The 25302-nt window shown below is 66.8% G+C and carries 21 protein-coding genes; 17 read left to right on the top strand and 4 right to left on the bottom strand.

The features are described from left to right. Window positions 1-426: 426 nt before the first annotated feature. The 3 genes from hchA (at window position 427) to G3N98_RS10285 (ending at window position 3352) form a co-directional block, all read left to right on the top strand. The gene (hchA, locus tag G3N98_RS10275; RefSeq protein WP_206148101.1) at window positions 427-1308 is read left to right on the top strand and encodes a glyoxalase III HchA; all 882 of its coding nucleotides are present in this window, start codon (window positions 427-429) and stop codon (window positions 1306-1308) included. Window positions 1309-1527: 219 nt separating this feature from the next. Continuing rightward, complete coding sequence (locus G3N98_RS10280; protein WP_089446841.1) at window positions 1528-2265, top strand: response regulator; 738 nt, start codon at window positions 1528-1530, stop codon at window positions 2263-2265. Window position 2266: 1 nt separating this feature from the next. Further along, window positions 2267-3352 (top strand): ATP-binding protein, encoded by a 1086-nt coding sequence (locus G3N98_RS10285; RefSeq protein ID WP_206148102.1) that lies wholly within the window; start codon window positions 2267-2269, stop codon window positions 3350-3352. Window positions 3353-3391: 39 nt separating this feature from the next. Here G3N98_RS10285 and G3N98_RS10290 read toward each other — a convergent pair whose 3' ends face one another. Beyond that, complete coding sequence (locus G3N98_RS10290) at window positions 3392-4078, bottom strand: hypothetical protein (RefSeq protein ID WP_206148103.1); 687 nt, start codon at window positions 4076-4078, stop codon at window positions 3392-3394. Between the two features lie 193 nt (window positions 4079-4271). Here G3N98_RS10290 and G3N98_RS10295 point away from each other — a divergent pair, with 193 nt between their 5' ends. Continuing rightward, window positions 4272-5549: an MFS transporter gene (locus G3N98_RS10295; protein WP_206148104.1), complete on the top strand. Its 1278-nt coding sequence runs from the start codon at window positions 4272-4274 to the stop codon at window positions 5547-5549. A gap of 460 nt (window positions 5550-6009) precedes the next feature. Here G3N98_RS10295 and G3N98_RS10300 read toward each other — a convergent pair whose 3' ends face one another. Then, window positions 6010-6957 carry a LysR family transcriptional regulator gene (locus tag G3N98_RS10300; RefSeq protein ID WP_206148105.1) on the bottom strand — a complete coding sequence of 316 codons (948 nt, stop codon included), beginning with the start codon at window positions 6955-6957 and terminating at the stop codon, window positions 6010-6012. 115 nt (window positions 6958-7072) lie between these two features. On the opposite strand from G3N98_RS10300, the gene G3N98_RS10305 reads away from it, so the two are divergent. The 6 genes from G3N98_RS10305 to G3N98_RS10330 all read left to right on the top strand — a co-directional run bounded on the left by G3N98_RS10305 (window position 7073) and on the right by G3N98_RS10330 (window position 13667). Further along, window positions 7073-8125, top strand: coding sequence for a 4-hydroxythreonine-4-phosphate dehydrogenase PdxA (locus tag G3N98_RS10305; protein ID WP_206148106.1), 1053 nt, complete (start codon window positions 7073-7075; stop codon window positions 8123-8125). 67 nt (window positions 8126-8192) lie between these two features. After that, complete coding sequence (locus G3N98_RS10310; protein WP_124580385.1) at window positions 8193-9365, top strand: L-rhamnonate dehydratase; 1173 nt, start codon at window positions 8193-8195, stop codon at window positions 9363-9365. Between the two features lie 8 nt (window positions 9366-9373). Then, window positions 9374-10291 (top strand): dihydrodipicolinate synthase family protein, encoded by a 918-nt coding sequence (locus G3N98_RS10315; protein ID WP_206148107.1) that lies wholly within the window; start codon window positions 9374-9376, stop codon window positions 10289-10291. A 122-nt stretch (window positions 10292-10413) separates the two neighbouring features. Beyond that, window positions 10414-11706 carry an MFS transporter gene (locus G3N98_RS10320; protein ID WP_039344369.1) on the top strand — a complete coding sequence of 431 codons (1293 nt, stop codon included), beginning with the start codon at window positions 10414-10416 and terminating at the stop codon, window positions 11704-11706. 52 nt (window positions 11707-11758) lie between these two features. After that, window positions 11759-12706 (top strand): YncE family protein, encoded by a 948-nt coding sequence (locus tag G3N98_RS10325; protein ID WP_206148108.1) that lies wholly within the window; start codon window positions 11759-11761, stop codon window positions 12704-12706. Between the two features lies 1 nt (window position 12707). Further along, window positions 12708-13667 carry an amidohydrolase family protein gene (locus G3N98_RS10330; protein ID WP_206148109.1) on the top strand — a complete coding sequence of 320 codons (960 nt, stop codon included), beginning with the start codon at window positions 12708-12710 and terminating at the stop codon, window positions 13665-13667. A gap of 51 nt (window positions 13668-13718) precedes the next feature. On the opposite strand, the gene G3N98_RS10335 is transcribed toward G3N98_RS10330, so the two are convergent. Together G3N98_RS10335 and G3N98_RS10340 are read right to left on the bottom strand one after the other, a co-directional pair. Continuing rightward, window positions 13719-15500: a S8 family peptidase gene (locus G3N98_RS10335; protein ID WP_241025843.1), complete on the bottom strand. Its 1782-nt coding sequence runs from the start codon at window positions 15498-15500 to the stop codon at window positions 13719-13721. A 434-nt stretch (window positions 15501-15934) separates the two neighbouring features. Beyond that, window positions 15935-17083, bottom strand: coding sequence for an ATP-binding protein (locus tag G3N98_RS10340; RefSeq protein WP_089431951.1), 1149 nt, complete (start codon window positions 17081-17083; stop codon window positions 15935-15937). 402 nt (window positions 17084-17485) lie between these two features. Here G3N98_RS10340 and G3N98_RS10345 point away from each other — a divergent pair, with 402 nt between their 5' ends. The 7 genes from G3N98_RS10345 to xylB are packed head-to-tail and all read left to right on the top strand — an operon-like array spanning window position 17486 to window position 25210. Continuing rightward, window positions 17486-18760, top strand: a complete 1275-nt coding sequence (locus tag G3N98_RS10345; protein ID WP_206148111.1) for a sugar ABC transporter substrate-binding protein — start codon at window positions 17486-17488, stop codon at window positions 18758-18760. Beyond that, entirely contained in the window at window positions 18744-19712 is a 969-nt protein-coding gene (locus tag G3N98_RS10350; protein WP_241025844.1) for a sugar ABC transporter permease, read from the top strand. Before G3N98_RS10345 ends, G3N98_RS10350 begins: the two co-directional genes overlap by 17 nt. After that, window positions 19700-20539, top strand: a complete 840-nt coding sequence (locus G3N98_RS10355) for a carbohydrate ABC transporter permease (protein WP_089473861.1) — start codon at window positions 19700-19702, stop codon at window positions 20537-20539. The genes G3N98_RS10350 and G3N98_RS10355 overlap by 13 nt, the downstream gene beginning before the upstream one ends. Window positions 20540-20549: 10 nt before the next feature. Further along, the gene (locus G3N98_RS10360; protein WP_206148112.1) at window positions 20550-21584 is read left to right on the top strand and encodes an NAD(P)-dependent alcohol dehydrogenase; all 1035 of its coding nucleotides are present in this window, start codon (window positions 20550-20552) and stop codon (window positions 21582-21584) included. Between the two features lie 3 nt (window positions 21585-21587). Beyond that, a complete protein-coding gene (gene ugpC, locus G3N98_RS10365) occupies window positions 21588-22781 on the top strand; it encodes a sn-glycerol-3-phosphate ABC transporter ATP-binding protein UgpC (protein ID WP_206148113.1) in 1194 nt (397 codons plus the stop codon). Window positions 22782-22811: 30 nt separating this feature from the next. Continuing rightward, complete coding sequence (locus G3N98_RS10370; protein ID WP_206148114.1) at window positions 22812-23747, top strand: AraC family transcriptional regulator; 936 nt, start codon at window positions 22812-22814, stop codon at window positions 23745-23747. Further along, on the top strand, window positions 23744-25210 hold the full coding sequence (gene xylB / locus G3N98_RS10375; protein WP_206148115.1) for a xylulokinase: 1467 nt from the start codon (window positions 23744-23746) through the stop codon (window positions 25208-25210). Before G3N98_RS10370 ends, xylB begins: the two co-directional genes overlap by 4 nt. Window positions 25211-25302: the final 92 nt, after the last annotated feature.

The following is a 25302-nucleotide window of genomic DNA, read 5'->3' on the forward strand; positions in this document are numbered from 1 at the left end:
TGCCGGCCGGGCAAAGCTGCGCGCCCGCGGGCGGCACGGCCCGTGCATCCGCCGGGGCCGGTCTTCGCGAGTGGGGCCACGATACCCGACGCGCCGGCTTGGGCGCCCCCCCCTGTCAGGGGGAGTCGGCGCTGGCGCGCCGGCCCGGCGGACATCCGCGCGTCACGTGCCGGGCGTATCCACGACGAGGGGCGCACGGTGCGCGGTGCGGTGCCACGACCCACCTGATCGGGGGGGCGTGGCGCACCGGGTGCCGAGGTACGATTCATGACGGCGCGCAACCCGTTGTTCGGGACGCGCATCCCCTCGCCCCGGGCATGAACGGAGGCCCACGCCGCCGATTCGCAACCGTGCATGTGCAATGCACGCGTTGTGTGCCGTTTTGCATGCCGAATCCTCAATCCATCCCCCGAGAAAGGAGCAGCCATGACTTCCGAACAGCCGCAGATGGACAGAACGCCCACGCCCGATCCGGCCGAAAACAACGCGTACTTTCCGTCCCCGTATTCGCTGTCGCAGTACACGTCGTCGAAGACCGACTTCACCGGCGCGGATTACCCGAATCCGTACACGGGGGGCAAGTGGAAGGTGCTGATGATCGCGACCGACGAGCGCTACATCCTGATGACGAACGGCAAGATGTTCTCGACCGGCAATCATCCGGTCGAAATGCTGCTGCCGATGCATCACATGGACCAGGCCGGCTTCGAGATCGACATCGCGACACTGTCGGGGAACCCCGCGAAACTCGAACTCTGGGCGATGCCGGGCGACGACGAGGCGGTGCAGGGCACGTACCGGAAGTACCTGCCGAAGCTCAAGGCGCCGCTGAAGCTGTCCGATGTACTCGACGCCAACCTCGGGCCCGAATCGCCGTACATCGCCGTGTTCATCCCGGGTGGCCATGGCGTGCTCGCCGCCATTCCGTACAGCAAGGAGGTGAAGCGCGCGCTGCACTGGGCGCTCGACAACGACCGCCACATCATCACGCTGTGCCACGGGCCCGCGAGCCTGTTGTCCGCTGCCGTGGACGAAGATCCGCGGGACTACCCGTTCAAGGGCTACGAGATGTGCGTGTTCCCGGATGCGCTCGACACCGGCCCGAATCTCGAGATCGGCTACATGCCGGGCCCGCTGCCGTGGCTCGTCGCGCAAAGCCTGGATAAGCTCGGCGCGAAGGTGCTCAACAAGGACATGACCGGCCGCTGCCATCAGGACCGCAAGCTGATCACCGGCGACAGCCCGCTCGCATCGAACGGGATCGGCAAGCTCGCGGCCGCCGCGCTGCTGAAGGAAGTCGGCCACTGACACGGCCCGCGCCGCGCGTCGCGCCCCTTCACGTTGCAGACGGGCGTCCCGCCCGCGGTGCCGGCCGACCGCGGGCGCGGTCCGGCCCCGTCGAACCGGGCCATCGTCGTCACATCGTTCGCCAACACGCCGTCCCGCGCCACCGCCCGACCTCTGCTCGACAGCATTTCCCATGCGGTAGTATGGCGACTCGATGGAACCCCCGATGGACTCACACGAATGGCCCTGCCTGATCTCCCGCCCCCTTCCAGCGCCGGCCAGGACGCCCAGGCGCTCGTCCTCATCGCCGAAGACGAACCCGAGATCGCCGAGATCCTGACTGCCTATCTCGCGCGCGGCGGCCTGCGCACCGTGCACGCGGCCGACGGCCGCCGCGCACTGGAACTGCACCTGCAGCTCAAGCCCGACCTCGTGCTGCTCGACGTGCAGATGCCGCACGTCGACGGCTGGAAGGTGCTCGCCGAAATCCGTCATCGCGGCGACACACCCGTGATCATGCTGACCGCGCTCGACCAGGACATCGACAAGCTCACCGGCCTGCGCATCGGCGCCGACGACTACGTGGTGAAGCCGTTCAATCCCGCCGAAGTCGTCGCGCGTGCGCAGGCGGTGCTGCGCCGTTCGATGGCCGGCTCCCGCCAGGAAGAGCAGCGCGTGCTGCGGGTCGCGCCGTTCGAGATCGATCTCGAACGCCATGAAGCCACGCTCGAAGTGGGCAGCGAACGGCACACGCTCGTGCTGACGCTCACCGAGTTCAAGCTGCTCGCGCAACTCGCGCGCGCGCCGCGGCGCGTGTTCAGCCGCGCCGAGCTGATGGCCACCTGCCTGCCGGAAGGCGACGCGCTGGAGCGCACGGTGGACAGCCACGTCAGCAAGCTGCGCAAGAAGCTGGACGACCTCGGCGTGCAGGGCGTGCCCGTCAGCGTGCGCGGCGTCGGCTACAAGCTCTGGAGTTGACGTGAAGCTCGATGGCCTGAGCCGGCAGATCGCGCTGACGATGGCCGGGATGGTGTTCGGCGTGACGCTGCTGATGGTGCTGACCGCCATCCTCTTCTATTACGTCGCGTTCAACTACTGGCCCGCGCATTTCAACACGAAGAACTGGCTGCCGACCGCACCGGAATGGCTGTGGCTGATCGCGACCACGTCGGTCGGCCTCGCGCTGTCGGTCGCGGTCGCCGTCAATCTTGCGCGCCGCATCCTCGTGCCGCTCAATTCGGTCACGGACAGCATTCGCCGCGTCGCGCGCGGCGATCTCGACGCGCGTGCCGTGGCAGGCGACCGTTCGCTGCATGAAGCCGCACTGCTCGCCGACCACTTCAACGCGCTCGCCGACGAACTGCAGCGCGTGACCAACGAGCAGGCGATCTGGAATGCCGCGATCGCGCACGAGCTGCGCACGCCCGTCACGGTGCTGCGCGGGCGCCTGCAGGGGCTCGCCGAGGGCGTGTTCAAGCCCGACGAAGCACAGTTCCGCAGCCTGCTCACGCAGGTCGAAGGGCTGACGCGGCTGATCGAGGATCTGCGCGTGGTCAGCCTCGCGGATGGCGGCCACTTGAGCATCGAGATCCGCGACGCCGACCTTGCCGCCGACGTGCGCGCCGTGGTCGACGTGTTCGCCCATGCGCTGCAGGCCGCCGGCCAGCATCCGGTGCTCGATCTCGACACGCGGCGCATGCGCTGCGACCCGGTGCGGATTCGTCAGGCGCTGCTCGCGCTGCTGGAAAACGCACGCCGCCACGCGGTGCCCGGCACGATCCGGATCCAGACGCGGATCGAAGCAGGGATGTGCCGGCTGCGCGTCGAGGACGACGGCCCCGGCATCCCGGCCGATTTCGCGCCGCACGTGTTCAAGGCGTTTCGGCGCGTCGACGAGTCGCAGCCCGGCGGCAGCGGCCTCGGGCTCGCCGTCGTCGCGGCGATCGCCCATGCGCACCACGGCGAAGCCGTCTGCGTGCCGACCGGTGCGGGCGGCACGCGGTTCGAAGTGCAGTGGCCCGACAACCTCGTGCCGGCGCCGGGAAACGCGCGCTTTCCGGCTTGAGACGCCGGCTTCACGTCGCTTTTACGCCGCCTTCAACCATCACGCGCCCGGTTCGCGCCCGACCTGTTCGAGCGGCGGGTTGAACCCGAGCACCGTGTACTCCCACACGGACACGGTTCCTTTCCCCGCCGCGCCCTGCACGACGACCGCGCGCACCGCACCGGCCCGGTCGAATTGCAGGCGGGTGCCGAGGGTCGCGTTGCGCAGCGCCTCCAGTTCCTCGATCCGCGCGATCGCCAGCTTGCGCACCGCGCCGGACACGTACACCGGCAGGAACACCAGCGCGATGAAGATCGACACCGCGTCCTTCGACGCGGTATCCAGCACCGGCTGACCCGACATCACGAGCGACAGCGAGGTTGCCGCGACGAAGATCGCGAGCACGGTCGCGCCCACGCCGAGCGACGAGAACCGTTCGGACGCCTTCTTCATGCGCGCCTTCACGAGTGCACGCGTGGTCGCGGCGGGCACCAGCCACTCGCGCTGCGCGCCGTGGTACCCGGCGAAGCCGAGGAACAGCGTCGCGACGGCGCTGATGCCGATGGCGGTGTACAGCGCGTCGAACAGCATGCAGATGAATTCGAGCACGAACACGATCACCGGCGGCCACAGCAGCAGACGGAACGAATAGCCGTCGCGGCCGTGCCCGCGGATCCACCATTTCACCGGCGGCAGCTCCCAGAAGCGGCTCTCGCGGCGGAGTGAAAGTTCTTCGTCGTCGGTCAATTCTTCACCTGTGGTGTTCCATTGCGTCGGGTACGACCGATGCTGATGATGCCGCTGAAACGGGAATGAATACCTGGGGTTATCGATTGATCCCAAAGATTCATTAGACAGTGTCTCCGCCGCCGCGCGATGCTGGCCCGGCCAGTGAACGCGGCGTCATTGTCACGCCGCGCACGAGAATGGAGTGAGACACATGCCTAACGACCACCGTCAACGGCGCCACACGCTGTGGCTGCTGTGCGCGCTTTCTTTCATCCTCTACGTCGACCGCGTCAACCTCGCGACCGCAGCCGGCGCGATCAAGGCCGAACTCGGCCTGTCGAATACCGAACTCGGCGTCGCATTCTCCGCGTTCGCGTATTCGTATGCAATCTGCCAGATCGGCGGCGGCTGGATCGCCGACCGGTTCGGCGCCCGCATCACGCTGATCGGCTGCGGGCTGATCTGGGTCGTCTCCACCTTCACCACCGGGCTCGTGCACAGCCTCGGGCTGCTGTTCGCCGCGCGGCTGCTGCTCGGCATCGGCGAAGGCGCGACGCTGCCCGCCCAGGCCCGCGCGATCACCCACTGGTTCCCGCGCGAACGGCGCGGCGTCGTGCAGGGCTTCACGCATTCGTTCTCGCGGCTCGGCAACGCGGTCACGCCGCCGATCGTCGCCGCGCTGATGACCTGGCTGTCGTGGCGCGCGGCGTTCTTCGTGATCGGCGCGGTCACGCTGGTGTGGCTCGCGTGGTGGATCGTCGGCTTCCGCGAATATCCGCTCGGGGACGAAGCCGGCCACGATCGCCCGCGCGCGGCCCGCCCCGCGCCGCCTGCCGGCCCGACGCCGTGGGGGCCGCTGTTCCGCCGGATGGCGCCGACCATCTTCGTCTACTTCTGCTACGGCTGGACCGCGTGGCTGTTCTTCACGTGGCTGCCGACGTTCTTCCTGAACGGTCAGGGCCTGAACCTGAAGTCGACCGCGCTGTTCGCATCCGGCGTGTTCTTCGCGGGCGTGGTGGGCGACACGCTCGGCGGCTGGCTGTGCGACCGCATCTACCGGAAGACCGGCAACCTCGCGCTGTCGCGCCAGAGCGTGATCGTCGCGAGCTTCGTCGGCGCGCTCGTGTGCCTGCTGCCGCTCGCGGTCGTGCATTCGACGGCCGGTGTCGCGCTGTGCCTGTCGGGGTCGTTCCTGTGCCTCGAACTGACGATCGGGCCGATCTGGGCCGTGCCGAGCGACATCGCGCCGACCCACGCCGGCATCGCGAGCGGGATGATGAACGCGGGCTCCGCGATCTCGGGGATCCTGTCGCCGATCCTGTTCGGCTACCTCGTCGATCGCACCGGGAGCTGGACGGTGCCGTTCATCGGCTCGGTCGCGATGCTGCTGATCGGCATCGTCGCCGCGCTGCGGATTCGCCCGGATCGCTCGTTGGCGGAATCGATGTCGGTGCTCGTTGACGCGCCTGCGGCGCCGTCGGTGCACTGAGGGGGGGCGTCGCGGTTTCGCCTGCGTCGGCTGTCTCGCCGCGATGGTGGTGCATGACCGACTCGGCTTGCGCGGTTGGCTTGGTTGGCTTGGTTGGCTCGGTTAGCTCCGCTGATCCGGCTGGTTCGGCGGGTTCGGCTGGCTCGGCTGACTCGGTTGGCTCGGTTGGCTCGGTTGGCTCGGTTGGCTCGGTTGGCTCGGTTGGCTCGGTTGGCTCGGTTGGCTCGGTTGGCTCGGTTGGCTCGGCTGGCTCGGCTGGCTCGGCTGGCTCGGCTGGTTCGGCTGGTTCGGCTGGCTCGGCTGGCTCGGCTGGCTCGGCTGGCCGGGGTAGCGCGGCTGGCCAGGTTGACTCGGCCGGCTCGGCTGGTTCGGCCGGCTGGGCTGATTCGGCCACCGCGGCTGATTCGGCCACCTCGGCCGGCGCGGCTGGCTCGGCCGCCTCGGCTGGCAAACCGCCCCATCAAGCGCCGCCATCATCTCCAGCCCCTTCGCGGTGAAACAGCGCAAGAAACTGCTGCGCCGGGATGCTCAGCGGCCGGTCGCGCCGCACGAGGCTGCCGTACGACGGCAGCTTCTGTTCGAGCGTGTAGTCGATGATCGCGACGAGCCCGTGCTCCGCGTTGCGCTGCGCCACCGTCAGCGGAATCACGCCGAGCATCGTCGAACGGTCGACGAGGTTCATCGTGGTCAGGATCGACCCCGTTTCGACCAACCCGCGCGGCATCGGCTGATGACGCGCATTGAACTCGCGCTCGACGACCTCGCGCGCCGGGCTGCCGGCCGGCTGCAGGATCCACGTGTAATCGAGCAGCGCGTCGAACGCCACGGGCCCCGCGCCCGCGAGCGGATGGTCGCGGCCCGCGATGATCGCGAGCGCCTCGTCGTCCACCACGCGGAAATCGCAATCGGTCCCGACGTGGCGCCCGATCACCACTTCGAGCACGCCTTCGCGCAGCTGCGGCATCAACCGGTCGCTCGTATCCACCGCGATGTCGATCGCCAGCAGCGGGTAACGCGACTTCAACTGCACCAGCGCCTCGGTGAGCCGCCCCGGCGACGCCGCCATGATGCTGCCGATCGCCAGCCGCCCCGCGCTGCCGAGCTGCAGTTCGCCGAGCTCGCGGTTCAACGCCTCCACACTGCCGCGGATCCCGCGGAAATAGCCGAGCACGCGCTCGCCGGCCGGGTTCAGCACGAGCCCGCGCCCGACGCGATCGAACAGCCGCTGGCCGAGCGCGCTCTCCAGCTCGGCCAGCATCTTCGTCGCGGCCGGCTGCGTGAGGCCCATCTGGTCGGCCGCCGCGCGCAGCGTCGAGCATTCGTCCACGGCCAGCAGCAGCGCGATCTGCCGCATGCGCAGCCGGTTCAGCAGCTGCGGCGTCGAGTCTCGTCGGTCGATCGAGCCCATCTTTGATTACTCCAGGTTATCGATTCATCAAGAGTTTTCAATTTACCGACTCATTCCGTCTACCTAGCATGAACCCGATAGACAAACGGCCAAGCGCCGCCACCGGAGACACCGCATGAACACCCCCTCGCCCGCCGCCCTGCCCGTCGTCGCGCTGACGCTCGGCGACCCCGCCGGCATCGGCGCCGAACTGATCGCGAAACTGCTCGCCCGTCCCGACGCCACCGCCCGCGCAAATCTCGTGCTGATCGGCGATCGCTGGCTGTGGGAAACCGGCCAGCGCGTCGCGGGTGTGACGGTCGACGTCGAACCCGTCGCCTCGCTCGCCGCCGCGCGCGGCCGGCCCTCGACCGAACGCGCCGCGTTCGTCGCCGTCGACACGATCGATCCGGCCGACGTCACCGTCGGCCAGCCCGGCGCGGCCGGCGGCCGCTCGACGCTGACCGTCCTCGACCTGTGCCTCGACGCCGCACTCGCCGGCGACATCGACGCGATCTGCTTCGCGCCGCTGAACAAGTACGCGATGAAGCTCGGCGGGCTGAAGCACGAGGACGAGCTGCACCACTTCGCCGAAGCGCTCGGCGTGACCGGCTACTTCTGTGAATTCAACACGCTCGGCGAGCTGTGGACCGCCCGCATCTCGTCGCACATTCCGCTGAAGGATGCGCCGGGCTACCTGAGCATCGAGCGGATTGAACAGGCATCCGAACTGATCTACCGGTCGCTGCTCGCGAACGGCGTCGCCGCGCCGAAGGTGGCGATCGCCGCGTTCAACCCGCACGGCGGCGACGGCGGCAGCTGCGGCCGCGAGGAAGTCGACATCATCGAGCCGGCCGTGCGCCAGCTGCAGTCGCGCGACTGGCCAACCGACGCGCCGTTCCACGGCCCGTTCCCCGCCGACACGATCTTCCTGAAGGCGCAGGCCGGCGACTACCAGGCGATCGTCACGATGTACCACGACCAGGGGCAGATCGCGATCAAGCTGCTCGGCTTCTCGCGCGGCGTGACCGTGCAGGGAGGGCTGCCCGTGCCGATCACGACGCCCGCGCACGGCACCGCGTACGACATCGCGGGCCGCGGCACGGCCGACGTCGGCGCGACCTGGCAGGCGCTGCAGATCGCGTGCCGGATGGGCGCGGCGCGCCGCGCACAGCCCGTTTCCGCCTGACCCGACGGCCCCGCCGGCCGCCCGCTTTTCAACACGACAACATCACACCGAACTCCGGAGACACCCGATGAAGATCCGTTCCGTACGCGCCCGCGTCTTCCAGTGGAAAGGCAAGACCGTACCGCCCCAGGGCAACTTCTGCTCGAACGCGATGGACCTGCTGTACGCGCCGCAGGAAACGATGAGCACGTTCCGCTTCCATGCGTGGACGGTCGTCGAAGTCGAGACCGACGACGGCATCGTCGGCCTCGGCAACGTCGCGCTCGCGCCGCACGTCGCGAAGGTGATCATCGACCAGTACCTCGCGCCGCTCGTGATCGGCCAGGACCCTTGGGACTACGAATACCTGAACCAGCGGATGTATCGCGCGACCCACGCATGGGGCCGCAAGGGCATCGGCATGGCGGCGATCTCGGCGGTCGACATCGCGATCTGGGACATCCTCGGCAAGAGCGTCGGCAAGCCCGTGTTCAAGCTGCTCGGCGGCCGCACCAAGGAAAAGATTCCCTGCTACTACTCGAAGCTCTACCGCACCGACCTGAAGGAGATGCAGGACGAGGCGCAGCGCTACCTGAAGGAAGGCTTCCGCGCGTTCAAGATGCGCTTCGGCTACGGGCCCGCGCACGGGCAGCAGGGCGTGACCGAGAACCTGAAGTCGGTCGCGGCGATCCGCGAGGTGATCGGCTACGACAACGACCTGATGCTCGAGTGCTACATGGGCTGGAACCTCGAATACGCGAAGCGCATCCTGCCGAAGCTCGAGAAATACCAGCCGCGCTGGCTGGAGGAACCGGTGATCGCCGACGACATCGACGGCTACGCGGAGCTGAACCAGCTCACGCGCATCCCGATCTCCGGCGGCGAGCACGAGTTCTCGCTGTACGGCTTCAAGCAGCTGCTCGATCGCAAGGCCGTGTCGGTCGTCCAGTACGACACGAACCGCGTCGGCGGCATCACGATGGCGCACAAGATCAACGCGCTGTGCGAGGCGTACAGCGTGCCGGTGATTCCGCATGCGGGCCAGATGCACAACTATCACCTGACGATGAGCACGCTCGCGTCGCCGATGAGCGAGTACTTCCCGATGTTCGACGTCGAGGTCGGCAACGAGCTGTTCTATTACATCTTCGCCGGCGAGCCGGTGGCCGAGAACGGCTTCGTGCAACTGCGCGACGACGTGCCGGGCCTCGGCCTCACGCTGAAGACCGAATTCCTCGACCAGTTCGACATCGTCGAGTGAGGACCCCCATGAACGCACGCTACCAGGGCGTCTTTCCGGTGGTGCCGACGATCTTCGACGCGCACGGCGCGCTCGATCTCGACGGCCAGCGCCGCTGCCTCGAGTTCATGATCGATGCCGGCTCGCACGGCCTCTGCATCCACGCGAACTACTCCGAGCAGTTCGCGCTCGGCGACGACGAACGCGACCTGATCACGCGCGCCACACTCGAGCACGTCGCGGGCCGTGTGCCGGTGATCGTCACGACGTCGCACTTCAGCGCGCGGATCTGCGCGGAACGTAACCGGCACGCCCAGGCACTCGGCGCGGCGATGGTGATGGTGATGCCGCCGTATCACGGCGCGACGTTCCGCGTGCCGGAGGCACAGGTGCGCGCGTTCTTCCGCGAAGCCGCCGACGGCCTCGACATTCCGCTGATGATCCAGGATGCGCCCGCGAGCGGCGTCGCGCTGTCCGCGCCGTTCCTCGCGTCGCTCGCCCGCGAGATCGACGCGGTGTCGTACTTCAAGATCGAGACGGCCGGCGCCGCGTCGAAGCTGCGCGAGCTGATCGCGCTCGGCGGCGATGCGATCGAGGGGCCGTGGGACGGCGAGGAAGGCATCACGCTGCTCGCCGATCTCGATGCCGGCGCGACCGGCGCGATGACGGGCGGCGGCTATCCGGACGGGATTCGCCACATCACCGACGCGTATTTCGCCGGCCGTCGCGACGAAGCCGTCGCGCAGTACGCGCGCTGGCTGCCGCTGATCAACTACGAGAACCGTCAGTCGGGATTCCTGACCGCGAAGGCGCTGATGAGCGAAGGCGGCGTGATCGCGTGCGACAAACCGCGCGCACCGTGGCCCGAGCTGCCTCCCCCGGTGCGCGCCGGCTTGCTCGACGCGGCGCGGCGGCTCGATCCGCTCGTGCTGCGCTGGGGGCGCTAGGCGCGAGGCCCCCGGCATCGGTTCACCCGTGCAACGCCGCAGGGCGTTGCGCACCAGCGCGTCACGGCGTGACAGCGGTCCATCAGAAGACCGCCGCCGCCATCACCCAGATTGGAGACACCATGACCCTGTTGAACCCGGCCACCCCTGCCTACGAAGCCGGCGAAGCCATTCCGCGCCGCCGCTGGCTGCGCGTGATTCCGCCGCTGCTGCTCGCCTGCATCATTTCGTACATGGACCGCGTGAACATCGCGTTCGCGATGCCCGGCGGGATGAACGCCGATCTCGGCATGGACGCGACGATGGCCGGCCTCGCCGGCGGCATCTTCTTCTTCGGCTACCTGTTCCTGCAGATTCCCGGCGGCCGGCGCGCGGCGCTCGGCAGCGGCAAGACCTTCATCGCATGGTCGCTCGTGAGCTGGGCCGTGCTGTCGGTACTGACCGGGCTCGTCACGCATACCTGGCAACTGCTGACGCTGCGCTTCCTGCTCGGCGTGGCCGAGGGCGGGATGCTGCCCGTCGTGCTGACGATGGTCAGCCACTGGTTTCCCGACCGCGAACGCGGCCGCGCGAATGCGATGGTCATCATGTTCGTGCCGCTCGCCGGCATGATCACCGCGCCGCTGTCCGGCTTCATCCTCGCCGCGTACGACTGGCATCACCTGTTCTTCAGTGCGGGCGCGTTGTCGCTGCTGTGTCTCGTCGTGTGGCTGATGTTCGCCGACGACGGCCCGGAGACCGCGCGCTGGGTGTCGCCGCGCGAGAAGGCCTACATCCTCGACGCGCTGCGCGAAGAGCAGGAACGCAAGCGCGCGGCCGGCACGCCGGCGGCCGCGTCGTTCGGCGAGCTGCTGCGCAACCCGACGATCTGGCTGCTGATCGCCATCAACTTCTGCTATCAGGTCGGCATCTACGGCTATACGATGTGGTTGCCCACCCTGCTGAAAAACCTCACGCACACCGGGATGGGCAAGATCGGCCTGCTCGCGATGCTGCCGTATGTCGCGATGGTGATCGGCATGTTCGTCACGTCGTATTTGTCTGACCGAACCGGCAAGCGCCGCCTGTTCGTGCTGCTGCCGCTCGTCGGCTTCGCCGCGTGCCTGGCGCTGTCGGTGCTCACGCATGCGTCGATGGCCGTGTCGTTCGCGTTCCTGATCGGTTGCGGCTTCTTCCTGCAGGCGGCCGCCGGCGTGTTCTGGGCGATTCCGCCGAAGCTCTGCAGCGTCGAGACGGCTGGCAGCGCGCGCGGCCTGATCAACGCGCTCGGCAATCTCGGCGGCTTCTGCGGCCCGTATGCGGTCGGCGTGCTGACCCAGCACGTGAGCGCGGCGGCCGGCGTGTACAGCCTCGCGATCACGCTCGCGGTGGCCGGCCTGCTCGCGCTGACGCTGCCGAAACGCTGCGAGGACTGAGACCGGATACACGAATACGCAGGCTTGCTGACGAATTGACGGAGACCCCACCATGAACGACATCCTGTTGCTGGTGCAGAAATGCGCCCACACCTTCAGCTTCTACGACCTCGACACCAAGGCCGCGCTCAAGCACGTCGTGCTGCCGAACTTCCCGCACGAGTTCACCGTCGACGTGAACGAGCGCTTTGCGTACGTCGGCATCTTCGGGATCGAGACCGCGTGGTCGCGCGGCCATGACGGCGATCACCGGATCGCCGAGATCGATCTCGTCGAACGCACGCATACGCGCATGCTCGACCTGTGGCCGTACTACCGGCCACACGGGATGGCGAGCGACCGCGACGGCCGGCTATACGCGATGAGCGAGGCGCACGACATGCTGCTCGTGTTCGACGAGCCGACCCGACAGCCCGTGCCGAACATGGCCGTGCCGTCCGGCGGCGTGAAGACGCACCTCGTCACGCTCACGCGCGATGCGAGCCGTGCGTACGGCGTGCATCTGCTGTCGAATACGGTCACGCAATTCCATCCGCGCGACGCGACCGTCGCGCCGCGCGCTGTGATGCCCGGCCCGCGCCCCGAAGGCAATGCGCTGTCGAGCGACGAGCGCACGCTGTTCGTCGCGAATCGCGGCGACGATACGCTGGTCGAGATCGACACCGACACGATGACCTGCGGCCGCCGCGTGAAGACGCGCAGCGATCCGAACCGTATCTACCGCACGAGCGCGCCCGACGGCCGCGACCTGCTGCTGCTGACCAATTCGGGCGAGCAGTCGATCTCCGTGTTCGATGCGCGGCAGCTCGAGGAGATCGAACGCATCGCGCTGCCGGCGAACCCGACCGCGCTGTCGTTTCATCCGTCGCGGCGCGTCGCGTACGTGTCGTTCCAGGACGACTACGTGCGCGAGCTCGATCTCGATACGTGGCGTTTCGTCGGCGCATTGGCAACGCTGCGCGAGCCCGATGCGTCGTACGTGCTCGCGGGAGCGCGCTGACATGCACGACGCGTCACCGCCCGACGGCATGCCGGATGCGCTCGTCGATGCGCATCACCACCTGTGGCGGCTTGATGCCGGTACACACTATCCGTGGCTGCAGGAGGACTACGATCCGGCGCGCTTCATGTTCGGCGACTACGCGGCGCTGTGCCGCGATTTCGGGGTGGACGCGCTCCGGCACGCGGCGCGGGGCGCACCGATCGTCGCCAGTGTGCACGTCGAGGCCGAACGTGCGCGTGATGAGGCGCTGGCGGAAACGCGCTGGCTGCATGAAGTCGCGGCGTCGCATGGGCTGCCGTCGGCGGTCGTCGCGTGGGTCGACCTGCTCGCGGGTGATGCGGATGAGCGGCTTGCCGAGCAGGCCGCGTGGCCGCGCGTGCGCGGCGTGCGCTTCAAGCCGCGCACCGCGGCTGCGCCGGATGCGTCGGTCGACGGGCCGGGCACGCTGCGCGATCCGCGCTGGCCGGCTTCGCTGGCGCGCCTCGCCGCGCATGGGCTGTGCTGGGATCTGCGCGTACCGTTCTGGCATCTCGAGGAGGCGGCTGCGCTGCTGGCCGATACACCGGATGTCGACGTCGTGCTCGAACATGCGGGGCTGCCGTGGGATCGCTCGGACGCGGGCCTCGCGCGATGGCGACGCGGCATGGAGGCGCTTGCCGCCCTGCCACGCGTCACCGTGAAGATCTCCGAGCTCGGCCTGCGCGACGCGGTGTGGAACGAAGCAGACAACGCACGGATCATCCGCGACACGATCGCGATCTTCGGTGCGCAGCGCTGCCTGTTCGCCAGCAACTTTCCGGTGGCCGGGCTGCGTGTGTCGTACCCGGCGCTGCTGCGCACGTTCGCTCGTGCGATGACGCATCTCGATGATGCCGAGCGACGCGCGGTCTGGCATGACAACGCGCTGCGGGTGTACCGGATCGCGCTTGACGTGCCACACGGGCCGGCGCGCGGATAGCGCTGCTTTCCGCACTCCATCCCTCGAGCGTCAAATGACACTCATGCGTCGTCAGCTACGAAGCGGCAGAGTTACTTGCGGCTCAAGTGCCTGCAAGACAGTGTGGGTATTCAAAATGTCCTGATAAAGGTTTGCGTGCTTCGGCGCCCTCACCGTCACAACGAGAGCGTATCTAATGCGCTCTGCGCCTGAAGCCACGCCACCGGCATCGCGTGCGTTGTAGTGCACGTCAAAAACCGACTCCTTCAGGCTAGCCCCTCGGAACGAATGTTCCGCATGCAAGACCGTTTCCCATTTATGAAGATCTGCGCGTAGCTCCGCTTCCGTGCGCCACTCGTTGGCTGGGAAGAAGCTTTGCGGAGTCGCGTGCTGCGCTCCCGGCTTACGCTTATCCACGTGTGGGCGAAAAGTGATGCCCAACCCAGCTTTTGTGTAAGCGCTCGAATCCTGAGGGTCAACAGGGCTGGCATAACAAAACGTGGCGCTAAGGGTAACTTTCCCTTCTAAAGGTGCCAATGGCAGAGGCACTGGTGCGCGTAGAAATTTGCCAGGACGCAATTCACCTTGATAGATAATGCGCGCGACACCATCACCACAAGTAATCAGCGTATTCAGATCGATGGGTACCATGCCCCACCCTACTGAGTCGACCGACTCCCCTTCTTGTGTTTCGCACCCGTGGATCATCAACGCCTTGATGGTCAGTGGGGCGATTGCGCTACCAAGAATCGCGCTAATACCGACGGCAGTGCGTAGTGCAAAGGGTGCGGCAAAACTCGTCCCCAGAGTTGCAACCAAATCCCGCCTGTTGCCCGGCGCAACAACGTGGAAGTATTCATGCGGTGAACCACCGAATGCGACCAAATCCGGCTTTCTTCGTCCAGGGCTTCGGCCCGGCCCTACAGCACTGTAGCTGGATTTACTCCAATTGCTACTGGTTCGATTAACTGCACCTACCGACAAGGCATTGACGCTATCTGCAGGTACTTGTATGCGATTCAGTCCGGCTTCGGCATCGTTCTCTCCGTTATTACCGATTGCGACGCTCATTAACGTTTCGCCGTCACTGAGAATGTCATCAATGACCGCAGTCCAAGCGTGAACGTCATTGTCCTCAACACAGAGGTCAGGGCCGAGGCTGAGGTTCACAAACTGGTATGACCGCGAGAGCAACACCGTCTCGACATGCCCGAGTGTTCGGTACAGCTCGTATGGATCTTCTTCATCCGATTTTGCGTCGAGAACCCGATGATGATCGACCGTCGCATAGGGGCGATGAGCTTGGCTACCAGGCTCAATGGGACCAAAGAGAAGCGCCGATGTAACGCCAAGTCCGTGCGCCAAGTAGGGATCGACATCATCTGCATCCTCATCCGAGAGGAAGTAGCGTCGCACGTAGTCGCCGAGAACGTGGGCATCGGGCAGACCACCATCCAGCACTGCCACTCGTGGTTCTCTGGACAAGGGCTCGCCGGCAGGAAGGTCAAACGACACGGCAACTGGAGTACTTCGCGTTAGCGGCCTCGCCGCACGCAGGCGAGGCATCTCGCGAATAACTCGCATTAGCGTAAAAAGTGCAAGTCGCTCCAAGTGTTCCTGAGGCCCTTCGACAGGCAAGAACAGTAGCTGCCCCGCTTGGAAATCGAACGCAGGATTAACGACAAAACCACATGTCTGTGCGTACTTTGCGAAAATGGCGCGCAGTTGGCCCGGATCTTCGCCGGCTGGAACATGCAGGCCCACTTCAAAAACGTGCACCCCACTAGTCGAACCGAGACGGATACGGTCCACCGGACTCATAGGAGCGATGCTCTCGATCTGAGAAAATTCCATCCCTTCGCGCGTTCCCGGTTCAAGCGTTCGTGCGTAAGCGTCAAGATTTCGTAGAATTGAGCGCCTCCCAGCAACAAAGAGCTGAGTGGTATCGGATTCTGATGGAGCTTTCGTAGAAGCCTTCTTTCTCGGTCGAACACGTTGAGTACGACTACCCAAATGCTGTAGACCAGCCGCTTGAAGCAGATGCCTCGGAAAGTACGACTTCGCAAGGTACGCGGGATGGAGGGTGACCATAGCTACTGCGAGATCATCGGGACAGGCCGCGTCCGGGAGTCTCGCAAAAGACTGGTTTGCAGAGTCAATCTGCGGCAAAAGCGCCCGCCTCGCCTCCGCCAAAGTATACGGATGCGCCTTCTCGCCAGGTTTTTTCTTTGGGGCGTCAATTGAGTAGGTTAATAGTTCGCCTTTGCCGATCAGATATCTTGCAACCATTACTTAAGCCCTCGTCCTTGCCGTCTAGATGGCCCGGCATGTTTGCGAATCGTGTCTCGAGCCACCCCGGTCAATTTACTGATCTCTTGGTATGAGTGTTGGCCGTCCTTGGCCATCTGGATAGCCAATTCCAGTCGCTGCGCTTTAGGTTGGACCTCAATGTTGGTACCAACGATTTGCGCCACGAGGACTTCCGTCGGCGTGTGGTGTAACGCATGCCCACGCCGAAGCGATATGACAGCGCGCTCGACGTCCGATAGTGATTTGCCCTGCAGACCAGACGCCAACGTATTCACCCACGGCGCAAGCACCTCACTATCTTGGCCAAGGAAGCGGCGTACTGCTGCGGCCGTCGCATTCGCATCAGGAGCCGAGAACTCTAACACCGCGTCAAACCGCCGCCATAAGGCTGGGTCGACTAGCTCAGGATGGTTCGTCGCTGCCAGCAGCAGGCCTGTATCCGGCCATTGATCTACCTCCTGAAGGATCACGGTAACAAGACGCTTCAATTCCCCTATATCGGATTCATCGCTACGCCGCTTTGCGATCGCGTCAATTTCATCCAACAGCAGAATCGCGGAATTCGCCTTCGCATAGTCGAGCGCCGCCCTAAGGTTGTTGCCGGTTTTTCCCAATAGGCTGCTCATCACTGCCGTCAAATCCAGCACCCATAGGGGCTTCCCTAGCTGACTAGCGATCCATCGCGCCGAAAGCGTTTTACCTAAACCCGGCTTGCCAACCAATATGGCCGAACGCGTCGGCGCAATTCCTCGGGCGAGCAGCTTCTCGCGCTCTTGTCGCTCCAGAACAATGGCTTCGATCTGACGTTTGAGCGGCTCTGAAAGCAGCGGGACGTCAAGCCCCTCGCGATCATCAAACTCCTTTATCAGCGCAAGACGGGAGTCCCGATCGATAGGCAGTGGAGCATCAAGTTGCGACGTGTCGCGGCGCAACACCGAGCTGCCCGAGCTACGCGTTTGCGTCGCCTTGAGGCTCTGGTCAAGCATTGCAGCCAAATCAGGGTTGCGCTGCCGATATTTCCGCACCAGCCGAGCCAATAGTAGCCGCACATCCTCGTAGGATTGCGCAGCCGCGAGCCTCGCCAAAGTAGCGAAATCCCTTTCAATATCGTCAATTTCGTCTTTCATGCCACATTCACCTGATTCATCCCGCCAACGGATGGGGTATCCCCACATTTTTCAACTGACGAAGTTTATGACGAAAGTGAAGAATTCGGAAGACAGAGCCTGCTTTTGTTGCCTGAGGAGTCCAGCATGATGCACGCAAACTGTATATATATACAGCACTTTGTGTGGATCGAGAAGTCGACCGAAGTACCTAGGCCGACGTGCGATATATGAAGCTATACGGCCCCGCCGGCCCACGGCCCGCCGCCCCCCACCACCACATTTTGTGCATCGCACGACCAACCCTGAGCAAAAAGTATCGGTTGGCGTTTTCTTTTGATGTGGTGCCCGCATCGCCCCCGTCACACCATTGTTCCTGCCGTCATCGACGGCATTCGAACAAGCAGAATCAAGGAGACACGGGTGAACAAGATGCGAATCGTCGCAGCCGGCCTGCTGCTCGGCGCCTGTCTGCCGGGCGTCGCGGCCGCGCAGGTCTGCAAGGTGCCGACCCTTCGGGTGCTCGCGCAGAAGAGCCTCGGCCTGTCGGTGATGGAGAAATCGCTGGCCGACTACGAGAAGAAGAGCGGCACCAAGGTCGAGATCAGCTATTTCGGCGAAAACGACCGCCGCGCGAAATCGCGGCTCGACGCGTCGACCGGCGCGGGTTCCTACCAGATCTACTACGTCGACGAGGCGAACGTCGCCGAATTCGCGTCGGCCAACTGGATCGTGCCGCTCCTCAAGTACTACCCGAAGGAATACGACTACGACGACTTCCTGCCCGGCCGCCGCGCGGTCGCGAGCTACAACGGCGTCGCGTACTTCGCGCCGCTGATCGGCGGCGGCGACTTCCTGTTCTACCGCCGCGACCTGCTCGACGCCGCGCACATCCCGGTGCCGAAGACGCTCGACCAGCTCGTCGCCGCGATCAAGAAGCTCAACGCGCCGCCGAAGCTGTACGGCTGGGTCGCGCGCGGCCAGCGCGGCTCGGGGATGAACGTGTGGCGCTGGTCGCCGTTCATGCTCGGCATGGGCGGCGCGTGGACCGACAAGGGCGGCCAGCCCGCGTTCAACTCGCCGTCCGCCGTGAAGGCCACGCAGCTCTACGGCGACCTGTTCAAGTACGCGCCGCCGGGTGCGGCGACCTACGACTGGAGCAACGCGCTCGAAGCGTTCCGCTCGGGCAAGGTCGCGTTCATGATCGAGTCGACGCCGTTCGCGGACTGGATGGAGGATGCGAGCAAGTCGAGCGTGGCCGGCAAGGTCGGCTACACGCGTCCGCCCGCGCCGCTGCCGTCGGCCGCCTACGGCCACGGCTTCGCGATCTCGGCGGTCGGCGCGAAGGACGACTGCACGCGGATGGCCGCTGGCCGCTTCATCGCGTGGGCGACCAGCAAGGACCAGGAGCAGGCGCGGCTGCGCAACGGCGTGTTCAGCGACTACAACCGGTCGAGCACGATCGCGAGCCCGTACTTCAAGCAACACGTCGCGCCGCAGATCCAGGCCGGGCTGAACGACACCAACCCGGTCACGCAGGTGACGATCTGGCGCACGCCGCAGTGGCCGGATATCGGCGACAACCTCGGCATCGCGCTCGAGCAGGTGTTCACCGGCACGCAGACGGACGTGCGCGGCACGCTCGACGACGCAGACCAGTACGCGAAGGACGCGCTCGAACATGGCGCTCGCAAATGACGGCGCCGACGGACGCGCGCTCGGCGTCCGTCCGGCCCCTGCCCCGCCTTCCGCACCGTCCGCCCGGCACGGCCGCGCACGCCGCGACCGCACGAGCCTGCCGTGGGTGTTCCTCGCGCCGACGCTCGCGCTGCTCGCGGTCCTGAGCCTCGTCCCGACGGTCGCCGCGATCAATCTCGCGCTGCGCAACCGCGTGCTGCGCTATCCGGACAGCGAATACGTCGGCCTGCGCAACTTCATCCGGCTCGCCTCCGACCGGCGCTTCCTGAACGCGATCGAAGTGTCGGTGCTGTGGGAAGTCGTCACGGTGGCCGGCGCGGTGCTGGTCGGGATCGCGCTGGCCGTGTTCCTGTTCGAGCGCGTGCACGGCCGCTGGCGCCGCCTCGCGTCGCTGGTGCTGATCATGCCGGTGCTGCTGCCGCGCGTGTCGGCCGCGTTCATCTGGAAGTTCATGTACGCGCCGCTCACCGGCATCCTGAGCTGGCTGCTCGGCACGATCGGGATCGAGAACACCGCGTTCCTCGCCGATCCGCATCTCGCGCTGTACGCGGTCGCGCTGGTCGACGTGTGGCAATGGGGGCTGTTCTTCGCGGTCGTGATCCTGAAGCTGCTGGAGACGCTGCCGCCCGAACCGCTCGAAGCCGCGCGGCTCGACTACGCGACGACATGGCAAGTGCATGCATACATCACGTTGCCGATGCTGAAGGCGCCGCTCGTGAGCCTCGTGTTCATCAAGATGGTCGAATCGCTGCGCTCGTTCGACCTGATCTACGTGATGACCAAGGGCGGCCCCGGCATCGCGACCGAAACGCTCGACCTGTACGCGTACCAGCAGGGCATCGGCCTCGCCGGCAAGGTGTCCTATGCGTCGGGCATGGCCGTGCTGATGATGGTCGCGACCACGCTCGTCTTCACGCTCATCTGGAAGAGGGTCAACAAATGGGACGACTGATGGCCCGCCGCGGCACCGCCGCGACCGTTTCGACCGCAACGACTGTCGCGATCGCCGGCGCGATCCTGCTCGTCGCCGCGTTCCCGCTGTTCTGGGCCGTGCTCAATTCGCTCAAGCACCTGCTCGACATCGTCACGCCCGTGCCGCGCTTCATCTTCACGCCGACGCTCGCGAACTACGAGCAGGTGCTGTCGAGCCCCGAGGTGCTGATCGGCCTCGGCAACAGCATCGCGATCGTCGGCGCGGCCGTGCTGATCGGCGCGGTGCTCGGCGTGCCGGCCGCGTATGCAATCGCGCGTTACCCGATACGCGGCAAGCGCGACATCCAGTTCTTCCTGCTGTCGCTGCGCTTCCTGCCGCCCGTCGCGGTCGCGCTGCCGCTGATCGCGATCTGGGTCGATCTCGGGCTGTACGACACGAAGCTGTCGATGATCGTCACGTACCTGCTCGTCACGCTGTCGACCATCACGTGGCTGTCGATCCCCGTGTTCCGCCGGCTGCCGCGCGAGATCGAGGAAGCCGCCGCGCTCGACGGCTACGGCCCGTACGCGGTGTTCTGGCACATCGCGCTGCCGGTGTGCGCGAGCACGCTGCTCGGCGGCATCGTGTTCAGCTTCGTGCTGGTGTGGAACGAACTGATGATCGCGCTCGCGCTGACGTCGTCGCGCAGCGCGACGCTGCCGGTGGTCGCGTCCGCGTTCACGTCGCTCGGCCAGGAGGTGCCGTGGGGCGTGATCAACGCGTCGACGGTGCTGCTCGCGCTGCCGCCGCTCGTGTTCGTCGGCATGCTGAGCCGCCTGCTCAATTCGATCGTCAAGGGAAAATAAGGAGGATGTGTTGAAAGCACTCGTACTCGAACGCACGCGCGAGCTCGCGCTGCGCGACATCGACCTGCCGCAGGCGGTCGGCCCTGGCGACGTCCGGATCAAGGTGCATACGGTCGGCGTGTGCGGCAGCGACGTGCATTACTACGTGCACGGCGGCATCGGCCCGTTTCGCGTCGACGCGCCGATGGTGCTCGGCCACGAGGCGTCCGGCACCGTCGTCGAGACCGGCGCCGGCGTCACGCACCTGCGCGTCGGCGACCGCGTGTGCATGGAGCCCGGCGTGCCGCGCCTCGATTCGCCCGCGACGCTGCGCGGGCTCTACAACCTCGATCCCGACGTGCGCTTCTGGGCGACGCCGCCCATCCACGGCTGCCTGACGCCGTACGTCGTGCATCCGGCCGCGTTCACGTACCGGCTGCCCGACAACGTCTCGTTCGCCGAAGGCGCGATCGTCGAGCCGCTGTCGATCGGCCTGCAGGCCGCGAAGAAGGCGGCGATGAAGCCGGGCGACCTCGCGGTCGTGATCGGCGCCGGCACGATCGGCGCGATGACGGCGCTTGCCGCGCTCGCCGGCGGCGCCGCGCGCGTGATCCTCGCCGACGTCGTGCCCGACAAGCTCGCGCTGTTCGCCGGCAACCGCGCCGTCACGACCGTCGACGTGCGCACGCAGTCGCTCGCCGACGTGGTATCCGAAGCAACGGACGGCTGGGGCGCGGACGTCGTGTTCGAGGCCAGCGGCAGCGCGAACGCGTATGCGGGCCTCGTCGACCTGATGTGCCCGGGCGGCTGCGCGGTGCTGATCGGGATGCCGGTCGCCCCGGTGCCGCTCGACGTGGTCGCGCTGCAGGCGAAGGAAGGCCGCATCGAATCGGTGTTCCGCTACGCGAACATCTTTCCGCGCGCGCTCGCGCTGATCGCGTCCGGCGCGATCGACGTGAAGCCGTTCATCTCGCGCACGTTCCCGTTTTCCGAAGGCGTGCGCGCGTTCGAGGAAGCGGCGAGCGGCCACCCGCGCGACGTCAAGATTCAGATCGAAATGGATTGAGCCATGGCCCAGATCACCTGCAAAGGTTTGTCGAAGCATTACGACGGCGGCCCCGCCGTGCTGCACCCGCTCGACCTCGAGATCGCCGACGGCGAATTCATCGTGCTGCTCGGCCCGTCCGGCTGCGGCAAGTCGACGATGCTGCGGATGATCGCGGGCCTCGAGGCGATCACCGGCGGCGAGCTCGTGATCGGCGACGCGGTCGTCAACGACCTGCCGTCGCGCGAACGCAATGTCGCGATGGTGTTCCAGAACTACGCGCTGTACCCGCACATGACGGTGTACGACAACATCGCGTTCGGCCTGCGGCGCCTGAAAGTGCCGGCCGACGAGATCGACCGCCGCGTGCGCGACGTCGCGCGCATCCTGAGCCTCGACACGCTGCTCGACCGCCGCCCGCGCGCGATGTCGGGCGGCCAGCAGCAGCGTGCGGCGATCGCGCGCGCGATGATCAAGACGCCGGCCGTGTTCCTGTTCGACGAGCCGTTGTCGAACCTCGACGCGAAGCTGCGCACGCAGTTGCGCGGCGACATCAAGCGGCTGCATCGGCGGCTGAAGACGACCACGCTGTACGTCACGCACGACCAGCTCGAGGCGATGACACTGGCCGATCGCGTCGTGCTGATGCGCGGCGGCCACATCGAGCAGATCGGCACGCCGGCCGAGCTGTACGGGCAGCCGCACACGGTGTTCGCCGCCGGCTTCGTCGGCACCCCGGCGATGAACTTCGCGGCGGGCACGATCGAGCGCCTCGGCGCGAACGTGCTGCTCGACTGCAACGGCGCGCGCTGGCCGCTCGCGTCGCCGCGCTTCGCCCGGCTGCACGACGGCCAGCAGGTGAAGGCCGCGATCCGCCCGAACCACCTGCGGCTCGTCACCGAACCGGATCCGACCCCGGGCACGCTCGCGCTGACCGGCACGGTCGAGCTCGTCGAGCTGCTCGGCGCCGAGGCGCTCGTCACGCTGGACTGGCACGGCCAGCCGTGCGCGGCCCTCGTGCCGGCCCCGATGGCCCCGGCGCCGGGGGCCGTGGTAGCGTTCCGCTTCGACGAAGAAGCCCTGCATCTGTTCGACGCCGGCACCGAGCGCAACGTCACGCTGCCGGACGCGAACCCGATCGCGCACGCAGCGCCGCCGGCGGCCGCGACGCGCACCACGCCGCCCGCCGCGACGGGCTGGTCGATGTCCCGTTCGTAGCACGCCGGCACGCCCCCGACGGAGCACACGATGAACCCGGATCTCGAGATCGTTCCCACCCACCGCGACGAATCGTTCCGCGCGTGGGTCCACGACTATCCGCACTCGGTCGCGAAGTGGCACTTTCATCCCGAGTACGAGATTCATCTGATCCAGTCGTCGCACGGCAAGATGTTCGTCGGCGATCACATCGGCGATTTCGGCCCGGGCAACCTGATCGTCACCGGGCCGAACCTGCCGCACAACTGGGTCAGCGAACTCCCCGACGGCGAACGCGTGCCGTCGCGCGACGTCGTGCTGCAGTTCTCGCGCGACGCGATCGAGAAGATGGTCGGCGCGTTCAGCGAGCTGCAGCCGGTGATCGACCTGATCGACGACGCGGCGCGCGGCGTGCAGTTTCCCGACCGCGTCGGCCGCGACGTCGCGCCGCTGATGCTCGAACTCGCGAATGCGCACGGCTGCCGGCGCGTCGAGATCCTGATGTCGCTGTTCGACCGGCTGTCGTCGTGCCGCGAACGGCGCGTGCTCGCCGGCCCCGGCTACCGCAGCGACGCGCAGCACTACATGTCGTCGACCATCAACCAGGTGCTGTCGTACCTGCAACAGAACCTGCCCGGCATGCTGCGCGAGACCGACGTCGCCGCGTTCGCCGGGATGAGCGTCAGCACCTTCACGCGGTTTTTCCGCCGCCATACCGGCTCGTCGTTCGTGCGCTACCTGAACCGGCTGCGCATCAACGAGGCCTGCGAGCTGCTGATGTTTTCCGACCTGACGGTGACCGACATCTGCTACCGGGTTGGCTTCAACAACCTGTCGAATTTCAACCGTCAGTTTCTCGCGATGAAGCAGGTGCCGCCGTCGAGGTTCCGCGCGCTGCACCGGCTCAACGAACCGCACGGCCGCGACGACGCGCCGCCCCCGCGACGCACGCCGCCGCGCGCCCCAGACAGGATGCTTCACACGTGACATTTCTCGGCATCGATCTCGGCACGTCCGAGGTCAAGGTACTCCTCACCGATTCCCGTTCGGCCCCGCTCGCGACCGGCTCGGCCGCGCTGTCGATCAGCCGCCCGCATCCGCACTGGTCGGAACAGAGCCCGCAGGCGTGGTGGCACGCGATGCTCGATGCGATCGCGGCGGTGCGCGCCGCACACCCGGCCGGCTTCGCCGCGCTGCGCGGCATCGCGCTCTCGGGGCAGATGCACGGCGCGACGCTGATCGATCGCGCGGACCAGGTGCTGCGCCCCGCGATCCTGTGGAACGACACGCGCGCCGGCACCGAGTGCGTCGAACTCGAGGCGCTGGTGCCGGAATCGCGCGCGATCACCGGCAACATGGCGATGCCCGGCTTGACCGCGCCGAAGCTGCTGTGGCTCGCGAAATACGAGCCCACCGTGTTCCGCGCGGTGCACAAGGTGCTGCTGCCGAAGGACTACCTGATCTGGCGCCTGTCCGGCGAATTCGTGTCCGACATGTCGGATGCATCAGGCACGCTGTGGCTCGACTGCGCGCGCCGCGACTGGTCCGACCGGATGCTCGCCGCGACCGAGCTGACGCGCGCGCAGATGCCGCGCCTCGTCGAAGGCAACGCGCCCGCCGCGCAGCTGCGCGACACGCTGCGGCGCGAATGGGGCATCGCGGGGCCCGTGACGATCGCCGGCGGTGCCGGCGACAACGCGGCCTCCGCGATCGGCATGGGCGTGACGGGCGCCGGCAGCGGCTTCCTGTCGCTCGGCACGTCGGGCGTGCTGTTCGCCGGCAACGACCGCTTCGCGCCGAACCCGGATGCGGCCGTGCACGCGTTCTGCCACTGCGTCGAAGGGCGCTGGCACCAGATGAGCGTGATCCTGTCGGCCGCCGCGAGCCTCGACTGGCTCGCGCGCGCGCACGGCACCACCGCCGGCGTGCTCGCCGCGCGCGCCGAACGTGCAGAGCCGGCGCGTGCGCCGCTGTTCCTGCCGTATCTCGGTGGCGAACGTACGCCGCACAACGACGCACATGCACGCGGCGTGTTCTTCGGGCTGTCCAACGAACACGATGCGTACGATCTCGCGTATGCGGTGATGGAAGGCGTCGCGTTCGCGATGGCCGACGGCTACGACGCGCTGCGTGCGGCCGGCACGACGCTCGACGCGGTGTCGTTCATCGGCGGCGGCTCGAAGAGCGCGTTCTGGGCGCGGCTGTGCGCGAATGCGACCGGGCTCACGATGCAACGCCACGCGGACGGCGCGGTCGGTGCGGCACTCGGCGCGGCGCGGCTGGCGCGCCTGGCCGCGACCGATGACACGCTCGCGGAAGTCTGCGTCGCACCGCCCGTCACGGAGACGGTCGCGCCCGATGCCGCCATGGTCGATCTGCTGGCGGGGCGGCTGGCGCGGTATCGGCGGCTGTATCACGCGCTGCGCGAGGAGTTCGCGGCGGCCGACTGACTGACGCGCGGCGCGGCCGGCGTCTTCGTCGAGTCACACGCGAACGCGCTTGACCCGGCCCTTGGGATCGCCTTTATGCTGGGCGCAACGAA

Origin of the sequence: Burkholderia sp. Tr-20390 (genome assembly GCF_017104595.1) — a bacterium.
Taxonomy (GTDB): Bacteria; Pseudomonadota; Gammaproteobacteria; order Burkholderiales; family Burkholderiaceae; genus Burkholderia.